General features: G+C 65.2%; 14 protein-coding genes. 4 read left to right on the top strand and 10 right to left on the bottom strand.

The window, feature by feature from the left end; translation table 11 throughout:
* Nucleotides 1-41 precede the first annotated feature (41 nt).
* Complete coding sequence (locus B2747_RS05945; RefSeq protein WP_291157859.1) at nt 42-1,310, top strand: 6-bladed beta-propeller; 1,269 nt, start codon at nt 42-44, stop codon at nt 1,308-1,310.
* 71 nt (nt 1,311-1,381) lie between these two features.
* On the opposite strand, the gene apaG is transcribed toward B2747_RS05945, so the two are convergent.
* The 8 genes from apaG to B2747_RS05985 form a co-directional block, all read right to left on the bottom strand.
* Nucleotides 1,382-1,795: a Co2+/Mg2+ efflux protein ApaG gene (gene apaG, locus B2747_RS05950; RefSeq protein WP_291157860.1), complete on the bottom strand. Its 414-nt coding sequence runs from the start codon at nt 1,793-1,795 to the stop codon at nt 1,382-1,384.
* A 33-nt stretch (nt 1,796-1,828) separates the two neighbouring features.
* Nucleotides 1,829-3,577, bottom strand: a complete 1,749-nt coding sequence (locus B2747_RS05955) for a glycoside hydrolase family 10 protein (protein ID WP_291157862.1) — start codon at nt 3,575-3,577, stop codon at nt 1,829-1,831.
* Nucleotides 3,578-3,663: 86 nt separating this feature from the next.
* Nucleotides 3,664-4,854 (bottom strand): aminotransferase class I/II-fold pyridoxal phosphate-dependent enzyme, encoded by a 1,191-nt coding sequence (locus B2747_RS05960; RefSeq protein ID WP_291157865.1) that lies wholly within the window; start codon nt 4,852-4,854, stop codon nt 3,664-3,666.
* A 19-nt stretch (nt 4,855-4,873) separates the two neighbouring features.
* Nucleotides 4,874-6,067: a homogentisate 1,2-dioxygenase gene (locus B2747_RS05965; protein ID WP_291157867.1), complete on the bottom strand. Its 1,194-nt coding sequence runs from the start codon at nt 6,065-6,067 to the stop codon at nt 4,874-4,876.
* A 7-nt stretch (nt 6,068-6,074) separates the two neighbouring features.
* Entirely contained in the window at nt 6,075-7,199 is a 1,125-nt protein-coding gene (gene hppD, locus B2747_RS05970) for a 4-hydroxyphenylpyruvate dioxygenase (protein ID WP_291157870.1), read from the bottom strand.
* Between the two features lie 240 nt (nt 7,200-7,439).
* Complete coding sequence (locus B2747_RS05975) at nt 7,440-9,515, bottom strand: acetoacetate--CoA ligase (RefSeq protein ID WP_414652182.1); 2,076 nt, start codon at nt 9,513-9,515, stop codon at nt 7,440-7,442.
* Complete coding sequence (locus tag B2747_RS05980; protein ID WP_291157875.1) at nt 9,512-9,778, bottom strand: hypothetical protein; 267 nt, start codon at nt 9,776-9,778, stop codon at nt 9,512-9,514. The genes B2747_RS05975 and B2747_RS05980 overlap by 4 nt, the downstream gene beginning before the upstream one ends.
* Before the next feature lie 106 nt (nt 9,779-9,884).
* Nucleotides 9,885-10,277, bottom strand: a complete 393-nt coding sequence (locus B2747_RS05985) for a hypothetical protein (protein WP_291157877.1) — start codon at nt 10,275-10,277, stop codon at nt 9,885-9,887.
* Between the two features lie 124 nt (nt 10,278-10,401).
* Here B2747_RS05985 and B2747_RS05990 point away from each other — a divergent pair, with 124 nt between their 5' ends.
* Nucleotides 10,402-11,160 carry a hypothetical protein gene (locus tag B2747_RS05990; protein ID WP_291157879.1) on the top strand — a complete coding sequence of 253 codons (759 nt, stop codon included), beginning with the start codon at nt 10,402-10,404 and terminating at the stop codon, nt 11,158-11,160.
* 437 nt (nt 11,161-11,597) lie between these two features.
* A complete protein-coding gene (locus B2747_RS05995; RefSeq protein ID WP_291157881.1) occupies nt 11,598-12,011 on the top strand; it encodes a hypothetical protein in 414 nt (137 codons plus the stop codon).
* A gap of 60 nt (nt 12,012-12,071) precedes the next feature.
* Here B2747_RS05995 and B2747_RS06000 read toward each other — a convergent pair whose 3' ends face one another.
* Nucleotides 12,072-13,544 (bottom strand): sodium:solute symporter family transporter, encoded by a 1,473-nt coding sequence (locus B2747_RS06000; protein WP_291157883.1) that lies wholly within the window; start codon nt 13,542-13,544, stop codon nt 12,072-12,074.
* Nucleotides 13,537-13,986 (bottom strand): hypothetical protein, encoded by a 450-nt coding sequence (locus tag B2747_RS06005; protein ID WP_291157885.1) that lies wholly within the window; start codon nt 13,984-13,986, stop codon nt 13,537-13,539. The genes B2747_RS06000 and B2747_RS06005 overlap by 8 nt, the downstream gene beginning before the upstream one ends.
* Before the next feature lie 69 nt (nt 13,987-14,055).
* Here B2747_RS06005 and B2747_RS06010 point away from each other — a divergent pair, with 69 nt between their 5' ends.
* Nucleotides 14,056-14,844: a LysM peptidoglycan-binding domain-containing protein gene (locus tag B2747_RS06010; protein WP_291157887.1), complete on the top strand. Its 789-nt coding sequence runs from the start codon at nt 14,056-14,058 to the stop codon at nt 14,842-14,844.
* Nucleotides 14,845-14,868 lie beyond the last annotated feature (24 nt).

The raw sequence follows: 14,868 nt of genomic DNA on the forward strand, positions 1-14,868 counted from the left end.
CGGCTTTCTCAGCACCCTGTTAGCCCAACGCCGCACCACGGATGCAGATTGGCGCCACCCGCCGCCCAACTGAGGTCCGTGATATCAGCAAACAGCACTTACGCCGGCACCAAACCTTCAGGCCAATCATGCGACGTACAGATGGAGAAAGCCAGACGCAACGCAGGTTCGCCGGAATGACGGCACATGTTGTGTATTTCGCTCTCGCACTCGGCCTACTGCTGAACAGCGCAGCCCCCATGGTGGCAGTTGGCCAGACCGCTCCGGCGCAGCGCTCCACGCGAGTGGTGCGAAACATCTCGGACGCCCAAGGCGGTGGACGGTACGTGCTTTCGGACATCAGCGCCTTGAAGGTCTCATCGTCCAGCGAGCTCTTCATTTTGGACCGAAGCGAGGCCCATGTAATCGTGCTGGACACGCTCGGTCGCTACAAGCGTACGATCGGCCGGCGTGGCAGCGGGCCGGGTGAATTGTCCGGACAGGCACTCGCCATGCAACTGCAGGACTCCCTGCTGTTGATCTCCGATCTGTCAGCGCGGCGACTGGTCGTGTTCGGGTTGGATGGCCGTCATGTTCGCACAGTGTCAGCCATGCAGGCCAGCAACACGGGGAGTTCATCAGGTCCGGTCACTGCCTTACCGATGCGCGGTGGGCAAATCGAGGTCACCACGCCCGGCTCCGTCAACTTTCAGGCGGACTTGTTCTCACGCGTGCTGTTTCGCCAAGCCGGCCGTTCCGACACAATCGCCGTGATTCCGGCAGGACTCTTCACCTTCACGGTACAACAGCGCAACTCCTCCCATCCGTCCTTTGCGGCAACCGGGTTCGGAGACGGAGGCGCCTGGGCCGTCCGTTCAGATACACTGCTCGCACACGCGGATGGATTCTCGGGACGCGTCAGGTGGATCACGCTGTCGGAGAACGGGCCGCGCGTCGCGCAAACAGCGATGTTGCCTGGCCCTGCAGCTCCGTTGCCTCGCGCCGATTTTGATTCCGTACGCGTCCGACTTGAAGCGAGCTACAAGAAGCGTGACCCGTCGACTCGATTGGTTCTCACGGACGCTCCCACGCAGCGTTCACTCGCGACGCACGCCCTATTCGATGCCGCCGGCAACCTGTGGATTGGCGGAGCTCCTGCTGGTCGGACCGTACGATGGACGGTGTTTTCGCCAAGGGCGCAGCTGCTCTACACGGTATCGCTGCCCGCGTCGTTTCGGTTGAACGATGTTCGCAATGGCCGTCTGTATGGCAAGACTGTCGACGAGGACGGTGTCCCCGTGATCCGCATTCTCGAACTGATAGGCCCGTAGCGCTGACAGCACGACGTAACCGCTGCCGTGCATGCCTTGCAGGGCGCGGGGGGCCGCGTCCGCTGTTGGCGCTAACTCACCGTATCCGCGCGCGGCTCGGCCGCCAGCACAAAGCGCGGAATGGCCGCCTGAAAACTCGAGCCGTCGTCGCGCACAAAACGGTAGCTGCCTTCCATCCAGCCCGTCGGTGACTTGAGCACGCAGAACGAGCGATACTCGTGCACCTGACCGGGCAGAAGATGCGGCTGCTCCCCCACCACGCCTTCGCCTTCCACCACGGTGTCACCCACCGCGTCGTCGTGAATGAGCCAGCGGCGTGAGCGCAGTTGCGCGGCCTGCTCACTCACGTTCTCGATGCGAATGTGATAACCGAACACGAACTGACCGAGCAGCGGATTGGAGCGCTCGACGAGATACGTGGGCCGCACCGTGATGCGAATGCCGGACGTGAGGCGGTAGTAGAACGGAACGCGGGACGTGGACATCTGCAATACGCCGTGAATCGCCGAAAAACGTCGTCAGGGGATTTCTGGATTGCCAGACCCGCCGCCGCCCGATGCGGCCCCCGCCCCACGGCGTGGGGCCGGACGTGCCGAGAGCGGCAGCGTGACCGATGGGCTTTCCACGCCCACCCGGTTGAGCGCCGAAACGGTGGCCGCCGTGGCCCCGAGTGCCCGGGACACCGGCAGCCGGCTGGTGCCGCCCGGCACTATCATGGTAACCCATGCGCTGTCGGTGCGCAGCCGGACCACCCACAGCCAGGGCCTGGCTGTTGCCGGTGGGCCAGCCGTCTGCGTGGCCGTTGCCGGTGTGGCCGTTGCCGGTGTGGCCGCTGCCGGTGCGGCGGCCGCCTTTAGGTCGAGCTGCCAGCCATCGGCCACCGGGGTGACGGCCAGGGTCGGCAGGGGCGGCTTGGCCACCGCCAGCCAGGGCGACGCCGGCGGCAGGGCCGGTTGCGCATAGGGGCCAATGCGCAGCGTGTCGTTCATGCCTGCCTGATTGCTCAGGAAGGACTTCATGCTGAAGTGCACGTTGCCGGTGGCGCCCGGATTGACACGCGTGATGCGGATCTGCTCCATGAGCTCACTCACCGAGAATGAGCCACTGCCCCGCCCTCCCGCCTGGGAGGTGAAGTTGCCCGGCCAGAGGTGCCGACCGTGCACGTTCTCACTGGCCCACCAGTCCAGCAGCACCGGATACGACTGCTGCGGACGTGTGGTGGGCCAGTAGAGCTGTGGCGTGAAGTAATCCAGCCAGCCCTCACGCAGCCACTTGCGGGCGTCGGCATAAAGCTGCTGATACGCATCAAAGCCGCGCACCGACTCGGGATAGCCCGGCCGCCAAATGCCGAAGGGACTGACGCCAAAGCGCACCCAGGGCTTGGCCTTGTGCACACTGTCGTGCAGCGCCTTCACCAGCTGATTCACATTGTCGCGGCGCCAGTCGTCGCGCGCCAGCTTGCCGCCGGCGGCCCGGTACTTCTGCCAGCTGCGCGTATCCGGAAAGTCCACGCGCTTGCCGCGCCGAGTCACCGGATACGGATAGAAGTAGTCGTCGATGTGCACACCATCCACGTCGTAGCGCTTGACCACGTCCATCACCACGCGCAGCGTGCGCGCACGTACCAGCGGCTCACCCGGATCCATCCACAGGTAACCGCCGTAGGTCTTCACCAACGACGGGCTGGTGCGCGCAATGTGGTTGCGTGCGAGCGGCGACTTGCTGCCGGTAAACCGCGCACGATACGGATTGAACCAGGCGTGCAGCTCCAGGCCCCGCTTGTGCGACTCCGCAATCACGAATGACAGCGGATCCCAGAACGGATCGGGCTTCTTGCCCTGCGTGCCGGTGAGATACTCCGACCACGGCTCGATGCTCGACGCATACAGCGCGTCAGCTGCGGGACGCACCTGGAAGATCACGGCATTGAGCTTGAGGGCCACCGCACGATCGAGCAGCGCAATCAACTCGGCCTGCGCCTCGGCCGTGCTCAGCCCGCGCTTCGACGGCCAATCCATGTTGCCCACGGTGGCCACCCACACCCCGCGGAACTCACGAGGCACGGGCGGTGCCTCTTCAGGCACTGCGGGTGCGCTCGGCGCCGGCGCTGGCCCTGTAGCAGCGCGGCGCGGTGCACGCGTTGCACTGCCGCGCACGGTGTTGGGTTTGTTCTCTCCCTCTGTCTCCCGCTTCGCCTCACCGTCCACTTCGGGTGACGCGTTTGCCGACGGACGGGCCTGCAACTCCGGCGCCGGGGGATTGGGCACAGGACCGCCACCGCACGCGCCCAGTCCCAGACCGAGACAGAGCGCGAGCCCGATGAAACCGTGGCCGGACCACAGGCGCGGCGACCTCACGATGCCCCACGCTCCTGTATCATTGCCCGCAACACCACACCCGCACGACTAGCCGCTTCGGCAATGCGCTCGGGCGACTGGATGAACGACACACGAAAGAAACCCTCACCGCCGACGCCAAAGCCCGAACCCGGCATCACAATGACACCCTGCTCTTCGCGCAGCCTGTCGGCAAACGCCGCACTGGCAATGCCCTCCGGCAGCGGAATCCACAGATACATGGTGGCCCGCGGCACGTCGCAGGCAAACCCCTCGGCAGCAAAGGCTGCCACGGCGGCATCACGACGTGCGGCAAACACCGCGAGGTTGGCCGGCACGAACTCCGCCCAACTCTCGATGGCTGCCACACCTGCCGCCTGGATGCCCATGTACTGCCCCGTGTCGGTAAACGACTTGACCTTGGTGAGTGCGCCCGCGATGGCCGGTGAGGCCACCGCCCAGCCGCAGCGCCATCCCGTCATGTTGTAGGTCTTCGACAGCGAGTGGAACTCAATGGCCACATCACGCGCACCGTCGATCTCGAAGATGCTGGGCGGCACATAGCCGTCGAAGCCCATCTCGGAATACGCGTTGTCATACACCAGCAGGATGTCACGTTCCCGGCAGGTGCGCACGACGCGCTCGAGATAGTCGCGCGGCGCAATGGCCGCCGTGGGGTTGTTGGGGTAGTTGAGATACAGCACCCGCGTACGGGCCATCACCTCGGCGGGAATCTCGTCCAGATCCACCAGGAAGTTCGTGCGCGGCCGCAGCGCATACACGTAGGGCGTGGCATCACTGAACAGCGTGCCGCCCAGATAGGCCTGGTACGCCGGATCGGGCACGATGGCCACGTCACCAGCGCCCAGGTACGCAAAGGCCACATGCGCCAGGCCTTCCTTGCTGCCCAGCAGCGGCACGACTTCGGTCATGGGGTCCACCGCCTGCCCGAATCGCCGCTGCATCCACGCCGCCACCGCCTCGCGGTAGGGCACGTGACCCAATCCAAAGCCATAGCGTTGCATGGCCGGCACCTCGGCCGCTTCCTGCAATGCCTTCACGGCGGCAGGAGGCGGCGCGAGGTCCGCGTCACCGGCCCCGAGGTCGATGACATCCACGCCCGCCGCCAGCAGCGCCTTCTTGCGCGCCGGAATGTGGGCCAGCGGGTACGCAGGGAAGCGCGAGAAACGGGCAGACAGGCGTGGCACGATGTTGGGCTGGGTGTGATTACGACGTGGGAGGATTGAATTGGGCGTGCTGCGACTCGATCCAGCTCTTGTGATAGACCGGGTCCTCGATGTCCAGCGCGGCCTTGGCCACCTTGAGCGGCCGGAAGCTGTCCATCATCACCGCCAGCTCGTTGGTGTGCGTGGCACCAATGCTGGCCTCCGCGCGGCCGGGGTGCGGCCCATGCGGCAAGCCGTCGGGATGATGCGTAATGGAGCCGTACTCGATGCCCTTGCGCGACATGAATTCACTCGAGGCATAGAACAGCACCTCGTCGGAGTCCACGTTGCTGTGGTTGTACGGCGCGGGCACCGCCTGCGGATCAAAATCGTATGGCCGCGGGCAGAACGAGCAGATCACGAAGCCATCACCCTGGAAGGTCTGGTGCACCGGCGGCGGCTGGTGAATGCGCCCCACGATGGGTTCGAAGTCGTGGATGTTGAAGGCCCAGGGATAGAAATAGCCATCCCAGCCCACGACATCGAACGGATGGTGATCCAGCACCAGTTCGTTGATGGCATCGTACTGCTTCACGTACACCGGGAACTCGCCCTTCTCATCCACCGGCGCCAGCGCCTGCGGCCGACGAATGTCCCGCTCGGAGAACGGCGCGCCTTCGAGCAGCTGGCCGAACTCGTTGCGATAGCGCTTGGGGAAGCGGATGTGCCCGCGGCTTTCCATCACCAGCAGCTTGGTTGGCCCCTTGCTGGTATCAAGCCGCCAGCGGTGCGTGATGTTGCGGTGAATGACCACGTAGTCGCCGGGCTGGTACGGCAGCTCACCAAACACCGACTCCAGCACGCCGTGACCTTCCACCACATACACCACCTCGTCCGCCTGCGAGTTGCGGTAGAAGTGCGTATCGGTGACCGTCGGCTCCACGTACAGCATGCCGATGTCACTGTTGAAGAGCAGCGGCAAGCGGTCCATGCTGGCCGAGCCGCCCTTGGGCGCGCGCGACGTGAGGAAGTGCCGGTGGCGCAGCGAGGTATCGCGGTCTTCCTCCCACACCACACTGCCCACGCGGCGTGCACTCAGCACGGTGGTGGGCGGATGGATGTGATAGAGCAGCGACGAGGTGCCGACAAAGCCCTCGTGTCCCATCAGTTCTTCGGCATACAGTCCGCCATCGGGACGGCGGAACACGATGTGCCGCTTGCGGGGCACGCTGCCGAGCAGGTGATACATGGGCATGGGCGCCTCAGAGGTTGCCGCGGAGTTCCTGTTCGCGCTCGATGGCTTCGAACAGGGCCTTGAAGTTGCCCTTGCCGAAGCTCGTGGCACCCTTGCGCTGAATGATCTCGTAGAAGAGCGTGGGGCGGTCTTCCACCGGCTTGGTGAAGATCTGCAGCAGATAGCCGTCCGGGTCGCGGTCCACGAGAATGCCCAGCTTGGCCAATTCGTCCACCGGCTCGTCGATCTGCCCCACCCGCTGCTGCAGGTCGTCGTAGTACGACGTGGGCACGCTCAGAAACTCCACGCCACGATCACGCAGCGCCTTGACCGTGCTGAGAATGTCGTCGGTGGCCAGCGCGAGATGCTGCGCGCCGGGGCCGCCGTAGAAATCGAGATACTCCTCGATCTGCGACTTCTTCTTGCCCGAGGCCGGCTCGTTGATGGGGAACTTGATGCGGTCGTTGCCGTTGGCCATGACCTTGGACATGAGCGACGAGTACTCGGTGCTGATGTCGCTGTCGTCGAAGGTGATGAGATTGCGGAAGCCGAGCACGTCGGCGTAATAGCCCACCCAGCGATTCATCTGGCCCAGTTCCACATTGCCCACGCAGTGATCGACGAACTTGAGCCCCACATCGGCCGGCTGATAGTGCGGCGTCACGGCCTTGAAGCCGGGCAGGAACACGCCGCGATAATTGCGGCGCTCGATGAGCGAGTGAATGGTGTCGCCGTAGGTGCCAATGGCCGCAATCACCACCTCGCCGTGCTCGTCCTGATGCACCACCGGCTCATGAATGGGAATGGCACCACGCGCGACGGCCGTGTCATACGCCAGGCGCGCATCGTCCACCCACAGCGCGTAGTCCTTCACCCCGTCGCCGTGCTTGTGCACATGCTCGGCAATGGGATGATCGGGCTGCAGCGCGGTGGTCAGCACGAGGCGGATCTTGCCCTGCTGCATGAGATAGCTGGCGCGGTCGCGCACGCCCGTTTCGGGGCCGCGATAGGCCACCAGCGAGTAGCCGAAGGCCGCGCGATAGTAGTGGCTGGCCTGCTTGGCATTGCCGACGTAGAACTCGACGTAGTCGGTGCCGTTGATGGGGAACGCGTCCTGCTCGATGCCCGTCTCGGGCGTCGTCATCGTGGCCATGAGGCACACCTCGGATATGAGTCGGTGAGAAAACCGACGCGCCGGAAAGGGGCACGCCGTGTAACCGCGGACGCCTGCTGGGCAGACGTCACATACGGACCGGACTCAGATGTGCGAGCGCGGGAGGGCGCCAATCCAGGCGCGCTCCCGCTGATCCTCGACGGGCGGAGTGAACCACATACCTGAAAAATACCCCACTGCGCCGGTTTTGGCGTGGGGTGTGCCTTTCCGGCCTGCGGACTAGCTGGCTTGCAGCTCCGGCAGGTCCCGAAACAGGGCCAGGGCCTCGGGATTGGCCAGGGCGTCCACGTTCTTCACCGGCCGGCCATGGATGACCTCGCGCACGGCCAGCTCGGTGATCTTGCCGCTGATGGTGCGCGGAATGTCCCGCACCGCCACAATCACCCGCGGTACGTGATGCGGACTGGTGAATTCGCGGATGCGGCGCCGGATCACGTCACGCAGCGCATCACTCAACACCTCGCCCTCACGCATGCGCACAAACAGCACAATGCGTGAGTCCGTGCCACCCACGGCGCCCAGTGTCTGCTCCACCACCAGCGACTCCAGCACCTCGGGAATCTGCTCCACCTGGCGGTAGATCTCGGCGGTGCCAATGCGCACACCACCCGGGTTGAGTGTGGCATCGCTGCGGCCATGAATGATCAGGCCATCGTGTTCGGTCAGCTCGGCCCAGTCGCCGTGACGCCACACCCCGGGCCAGTGCTCGAAATACGCGGCGCGATAGACGGCGCCTGTGGGATCATTCCAGAATGCCACCGGCATGCTCGGGAACGGCCTCGTGCAGACCAGCTCGCCCGGTTCGTTCACCACCGGCTGCCCGTGTTCGTTCCACACTTCCACTGCCATGCCCAGTCCGCGCATCTGCAGTTCCCCGCGATGCACCGCGGCCGTGGGATCGCCGAGGGCGAAGCAACTCACAATGTCGGTACCGCCACTGATGCTCGACACCCGCACGCGCGGCCCGATGGCCTCGCGCACAAAGTCGTAGCTGGACGGGGCCAGCGGACTGCCGGTGGACAGCACGGCGCGCAACGCCGACACGTCGGCCACCTCGCGCGGACGCAGCCCCTCTTTCTCGAGCATGGCGAGGTACTTGGCGCTGGTGCCAAACACCTGCACCCGCTCGGCTTCGGCCATGCGCCACAGAATGGCGGGATCGGGCGCGAGTGGCGCGCCGTCGTAGAGCACCAGCGTTGCACCCAGCGCGAGGCCTGACACCAGCCAGTTCCACATCATCCACCCGCAGGTGGTGAAGTAGAACAGCACGTCACCTTCGCGGATGTCGGTGTGCAGCGCGAGCTCCTTCCAATGCTGCAACAGGGTGCCACCGGCACCATGCACCAGACACTTGGGCATGCCCGTCGTGCCACTCGAGTACAGCACGTACAGCGGATGATCAAACGGCAGACGCGTGAACTGCAGCTCGTGCGCCTCGGCGCCGGCACCAACACCAGAACCCGTATGCGCGTGCGCCGCCAGCACCACATCGAAGCGCTGCGCGCCCGGCAGCCCATCGAGCGCCGGCGTGGCCTCCACGTAGGGCACCACCCAGGTGGCTGCGAGGTCGGGCAACGCAGCCACGATTTCACGCAGCCGCGCGAGACAGTCCACGCGCTTGCCCGCATACCAGTAGGCGTCGGCCGCCACCAGCACCTTGGGCGCAATCTGCCCGAAGCGGTCGAGCACACCCTTGGTGCCAAAGTCCGGCGAGCAGCTCGACCAGATGGCCCCGAGTGATGCCGTGGCCAGCATGACCACCACCGCCTCGGGCAGGTTGGGCAGCCAGCCTGCCACACGGTCCCCCACACCAACACCTGCTGCACGCAGCGCGGCGGCGCACCGCGCCACCTGCACACGCAGCTCGGCATACGATATGCGACGCTGCGCCCCGTGTTCGTTCCACGCGACCAGCGCCGTGCCCTCGTCTCGGCGGCGCAGCAGGTGCTCGGCAAAGTTGAGCCGCGTGTCGGTGAACCAGCGCGGTCCCTGCCACGTACCGTCCACCACATGCGGCGGTCGCATAAACTCGCCGCCCTGCAGCACGGACGTCCACGGCGCGTCGGCCGGTCCCGGTCCGTCGGCCATGATGTGTGCAGCGCGCCAGATCTCGGCCCAGAAGCGCTCGGGTTCCGTCACGCTCCAACGTTGCAGCGCGTGACTGTCTTCGACATCGGCAGGCGTCACGCCGCGTGCGCGCAGGTCCATGAGGAACTGCCACAAGCGGGTCTGCTCACGCTCGCTGGCGCTTGGCTCCCATACCGGACGCCACACCGGACCTTCGGACACGTTCACTTCACTTCCTCGCGGGCGAGGGCTACGGCGCCGCACCCCGGACCGTGCGCCTCACAGTACCAGCCGTGCCGGTCGTGAAAAACCAGATGCGGCGCGTCGTTGGGTCTCAGCCGCACGCGCACCAGATGTTCGACGCCGGTGCGCGGCCCTACCACGGCCCTCGCATCCAGCACGTCCACCACCGGCTTGACCGGAAAGAGGTCGAGCTGGGTGGCGGGCAGGCCGAGGGCATCAGCAGCCGATGACGAACGACGCGGGGGCATGCACAACTCTCGCCCACACGCGCCATGCCACGCAAGCTGTGATTGGCCCCGTCGTCGGCCCCGCCAGATGAAGGTGGGATGGTGCTCCCCGGCTTGCGCCCTCTGCTCAGTTGAGAAGCCATTCTTGCTCATTTGGTCGGCCCGGAGCGAAGATTCCCGGTGGCCGGTGGAACTCGGCGGGGCACGCCGTCGTGTCTGCTGCCGCGTTGCGGTTGACCAGGCGACCCACATCAATTCCCTTCAACACATGTCTGAAATTCTCCCATTCGTCCTTGTCCTGGTTTGGCCGCTCTTCCTTCTGACAGGACTCGGAGGTGCCGGGTATCTGGGATTGCGCGCTGTTCGGGCTCTCGAGAGACGCAGTAGGGCTGCTCCTGAGTTGGAAGCCTTGCGTGAGCGGATAGAGCTGCTCGAGCAACAGCTGGAGTCGCAGAGCGAGGAGCTTCGTCGTGTGACCGAGGGACAACAGTTCACCGAACGTTTGCTCAGCGATCGGCATGGCACGCCCCCTGATCGATAGTTGGAGCGGGATTCGCGCCGGCTGGGCGCACATGAGTGGGGCAAGCGCAGCGTGCACATTTGATCGCACAACAGGAAACTTTTTTCGTCTTTCTTGAACGCCGATGACCAGCACTGACGCGATGGGAGTGTTTCAGGAAGCGATCGCCGCACTCAAGGCCCAGGACTTCGTTCGTTTGGCCGGCCTGTGCGATCCTGTATCGCTGAGGAGCTTTCAGCGATCAGTCTTGAGTCAATTGGACCCGCACGTGTCCCACGCAACACTCACGGTCGAACAGCTCATGCAAGCGGTTCCCGACATGCCCAGGCAGGTCGCGGAGTACCAGACTGCCCAGTATCGACGGGACGGCGACCCTGCTCGACGCCTGGAACGTCTGCTCCCCGGATTCGAGTCAGTGGAAGCCGTGCGCGCGTTGGACGCTGGACAACTGTTCTCCGCATGGATTGAGGCGCGCTCACCACGTCGCATCGTGGAGCGCGAGGTTGCAGCAGGTCGCGCGGCACCCGAGATGCTTGCGGTCGCCGCGGAGTTCAGCGACAGAATGTATGACTTCCTCGCCCTCGGTGCCGTCGAAGATGGTGCGCGAACGGCATATGTATTGTACAGGATCGGTGCCGACGGGAGACAACCACAAGCGAGCGATGACAGGGCAGATTTCGCGGAACTACCGGATGAGGAATACGAGCTTTCCCGCGAGACAGAGGGCGTTGCACCGCCACAAGTGGCACGCTGCATTCGTCAGCCAGACGGCTCGTGGCGATTGTACGCGGATTATGACTTCCTGTCGCTCGGATCGTTTGCCATTCAAGTAGGTCCAGGCCGTGAGGAATCGCCGGACCATCCGGCGGAACGCGCGTCCTGACCTTGCATTGCTGATGCAAAACGGGGCGAGACAGTCTGCCCAATGGTGCTCCACGTCACAGACGACGCCTAGCTTCATCGGTACTATGCTTCTGTGATCGTCCGTCGTTCGTGGGTTGACGGTTCACGGCGTGATACGCAGACTTGAGGAATGCGCACGCGGAGCTGTGCGCGTGGGTCTGCTCGACCTGATTGATACCCCCACTTCTTCACGTTCTGATGCGACGACTTCAATTGATTGGGCTGGCAGCTTTCACCAGCGCGCCCCCCGCTTTCGCTGCGCGCGCGCAAGCGCCGGCGTCTGACTCAACGGGCTTTCGCGCTGGACAATGGGGCACGGAGTTCACGCTCGGGAGCAATCTCGGGAATCCGACAGGCGTCGGCGCCCTCCGTTTCCACAGCGCACGTCGCGCGCTCCTATTGGACGTGTTTGGTCGAGTGTCCTGGCAGTCCGGCGAAGCCCTGCTGACGGAATCCCAGACTTTTGGGCGACTGCGTCTTGGCACCCGCTGGTATCGGCCCGTGACACGTCAGATCCTGCAATCGCTCACTCTGGGTGTCCTGATGTCGCGCGATCAGCGCACGCAGGAGCAACGGTACTCGGTGTCAGGTGACTCCGTGAAAACGCGGTCGAAGATCGCAGGCGGCGGGCTCTTTGCCGAACTCGGTGCCAATTGGATGGTGACGTCGCACCTGAGTCTCGGGGCCGCGTGGCATGCCGACGTCACGTACACGCGCATCACCCAACGCACGGCGGGCGGAGAGCCAATGCGGCTGCCGCCGAACGTGCGCTCGACGCAATGGAGTGCCTCCCTTGGCCAACTCGTGCTTCGTGCTGGCGTATACTTCTGAACGCGTGTTCGCATCGGTGCTGTGCCCACTCTCACACCTTCAGCACACTAGCTGACTGCTTCAGGCGTCCATCACCGCGCGCAGGTCGTCATCCAAGGCACTGGCCGCTGTTTCGCGCGTAAACCAGCTCACGACAAAGAACACCAGAAGCGACAGCACCAGGGCCAGCGCCGTCGCGGTCACGCCCGACGGAAAGCGAAACCACCCGAGATAGGCCAGCGACTCGATGCTGAGCGTGGCCACCAGCCCGGTGACAATGGAGGCCAGCGCGGCGGCCGCTGTGGCGCCCGGCCAATTGAAGCCGATGGCCAGCGCGGGCACCAGCGTGCTGGCAAACAGCCCCCAGCCAAAAATGCCAATGAATGCCACCAGGGTATCGGAGCGCAGGGCCACCAGCACCGACAACAGGGTCAGCACCACGGTCCACGCGCGGCCGCGGCGCAGTTCATCGCGCGGCGTCATGCCAAACGCGCGTGGCAGGTCGCGTGTGCAGGCGGCCGCCCCAATGCTGAGAAACGAATTCACCGTGCTCATGATGGCGGCCGTCACCGCCGACAACACCAACGCGGCCAGTGGCCCCGGCGTGAAGGCGCGCAGGAATGCCGGCGTGGCATCGTCCGGGTGCGACAGCGGGGGCATGACGCCGCGCAGCACCTGCACCTTGACCGCCACACCAACGCCCACGAACAGCAGTAGTGTCAGCGTCATGGCCAGCGTGAGCACGGCGGGAAACCAGCGCAGCTGCGAGGCATCACGCAGCATGAAATACTTGTGCGCGACATGCGGTTGCCCGAGTGTGCCAATGCCGAATACAAAGAAGAAACTCAGCGCGGCCAGAGGACTGAGACTGCCCCACGGCGAAAGAAAGCCGGGCGCTTCGCTGAGCAGCGTACGGGACATGCTGGCCATACCGCCGCCACTGTCCAGTGCGTAGGCAAACACCGCCGTCGACGCCACGGCCATGAGCAGACCCTGAAACACATCGGTGTAGAGTCCGGCCAGAATGCCGCCGCTCGCGCTGTAGGCCAGTACCACCAGCGCGCCCACACAAATGGCCGAAGCAAGACTCAGTCCCAGCGTACTTTCGAGCACCAGACCCAGCGCCAGCAGGTTGGTGGCCATGTAACTCACCACCGCGAGCAGAATGGCCACGGCCGACCAGCCCTGCACCGCGCGCGAGCGATAGCGCGCCGCCAGCGCTTCAGGAATGGTGAAGACTTCGCGCTTGTCCACCAATGCGCGGAGTCGCCGCGCCAACACGGCCGCGCCCATGGTGTTGGTGAGCGCGGCGGGCAGAATGATGAACATGGCGCCGAGGCCCACGCGATAGATGAGGCCTGGCCCGCCAATGAACGTGAAGCCCGACAGCGTGGTGGCCATGGCTGCGATGGCCAGCGTCACCAGCCCCACACCGCGTCCGGCCACAAAAAAGTCGCGCGCCGTGCGCGTGCGGCGCGCCGAGTAGATGCCAATGCCCGCCACCACGGCGAAATACAGCAGCGCGACGGTCAGCATCTGCACGCGCTCACTCACCGTCGGCCACCGCCACAAAGGTCTTTGCGTAAACCCAGGGCAGCGCTACCGACGGCACCGCCACCACCAGCACCAGCAACACCAGCACGCGCGGCGGCAGACCAAGCCAAAGCGGCGTCGTGGCCTGCTCCGCCGGCATCAGCAACACGGCCAGCAGCCCGCTCAGCACACTCAGCGCCACCACCACCAGCGTGAGGACCCAGCGCCGGTCGCGCGCACTGCGGCCACGCGTACTGAGCGCCATGGCGCCCACCATGATGGCCGGCTGCGCCGCGGCCATGAGCCAGGCGCTGCGGGCGGGCCACGGCGCGGCGGCAAAGGCCAGCGCGTAAGCCAGCGCGACCGCCATGGTGCCGCCAACCACCAACATCAGCCCAAGGCGAGCGATGGGCGGAAAGCTGGGGCGGACGTCCCGGGACGCAGACGGTGTATGCGCGGTCATGCCGCAGGATAATGCCGTGTGTGAGCGGAACACGATCCGGGCAGGGCGTGGGGTTGCTAATTTTCGAGGATGACCGAGGCCCTGGCCGCTCCCGCCAAATCCACTCGCAGTCTCTGGGTGCGTCTGCTTGTGGCGCTCACCAGCGCGACGGCTCTGGTGGCCACGGTGCTGGTGGTAGCCGCCGCGGCCGTGTTTCCGCCCATCGGGGCGCGGCGCACCGCGCGCGCGGCAGCTGAAGCCGAGGTCTCGTCACAGCTCGAGACCGATGAGCGCGTGGTGGCGCAGGCCTTTGCCTCGCAGCGACGTTGGACCGACATGTGGCGTGAATCGTTTGGCGTGGTGGTGGCCACCGATCGCCGTCTGCTGTATGTGGGCGCGCCCCCTACCCCGTTGCTGCGGCCACGCGATGAGGGGCCACTCGAACTGCTGGTGGAAAGCTACCCCTACGCCTCCGCCTTCACGCTCGACCCGCGCACGCTGTGGGGAGGCCGCGTGCGGGGCCTCGTGCTGCGCACACCGCTCACACAGGTGGACTTTCTCGTCGACGACAACGACTGGGACCGCGCGGCACGCATTGCCCGTGCGGCCTCCGAGGCCCGTCGCGCCGTGACGCAGGAAATGCAGCAACTCGATGACGTGACACGCGCGCCCCTGCCACGCGCAGAACAGTACGAGACCTATGTGGTGCGCCGCGGCGAAACTCTTACCGGTCTCGCGCTGCGCTTCCGTACGTCGCCCGATGTGCTGCGGCAGCTCAATCAGTTGCGCACCGATCGCATTCAATCCGGGCAGCGGCTTAGGGTGCCGAAACACTTGTCCGTTCCTGAGCAACCGGCCGACTCAAGCGTTTATCGATGACACTTAGGGAAGCTCTGATCAGGT

This window comes from Gemmatimonas sp. UBA7669 (genome assembly GCF_002483225.1).
Taxonomy (GTDB): domain Bacteria; phylum Gemmatimonadota; class Gemmatimonadetes; order Gemmatimonadales; family Gemmatimonadaceae; genus Gemmatimonas.

Coding starts and splice junctions, on each gene's coding strand:
- B2747_RS05945 (WP_291157859.1), top strand. CDS start 42: ATGCAGATTGGCGCCACCCGCCGCCCAACTGAGGTCCGTGATATCAGC.
- B2747_RS05965 (WP_291157867.1), bottom strand. CDS start 6,067: ATGCCCATGTATCACCTGCTCGGCAGCGTGCCCCGCAAGCGGCACATC.
- B2747_RS05980 (WP_291157875.1), bottom strand. CDS start 9,778: ATGCCCCCGCGTCGTTCGTCATCGGCTGCTGATGCCCTCGGCCTGCCC.
- B2747_RS05990 (WP_291157879.1), top strand. CDS start 10,402: ATGACCAGCACTGACGCGATGGGAGTGTTTCAGGAAGCGATCGCCGCA.
- apaG (WP_291157860.1), bottom strand. CDS start 1,795: ATGTCCACGTCCCGCGTTCCGTTCTACTACCGCCTCACGTCCGGCATT.
- hppD (WP_291157870.1), bottom strand. CDS start 7,199: ATGGCCACGATGACGACGCCCGAGACGGGCATCGAGCAGGACGCGTTC.
- B2747_RS05985 (WP_291157877.1), bottom strand. CDS start 10,277: ATGCCGATCGCTGAGCAAACGTTCGGTGAACTGTTGTCCCTCGGTCAC.
- B2747_RS06010 (WP_291157887.1), top strand. CDS start 14,056: ATGACCGAGGCCCTGGCCGCTCCCGCCAAATCCACTCGCAGTCTCTGG.
- B2747_RS06005 (WP_291157885.1), bottom strand. CDS start 13,986: ATGACCGCGCATACACCGTCTGCGTCCCGGGACGTCCGCCCCAGCTTT.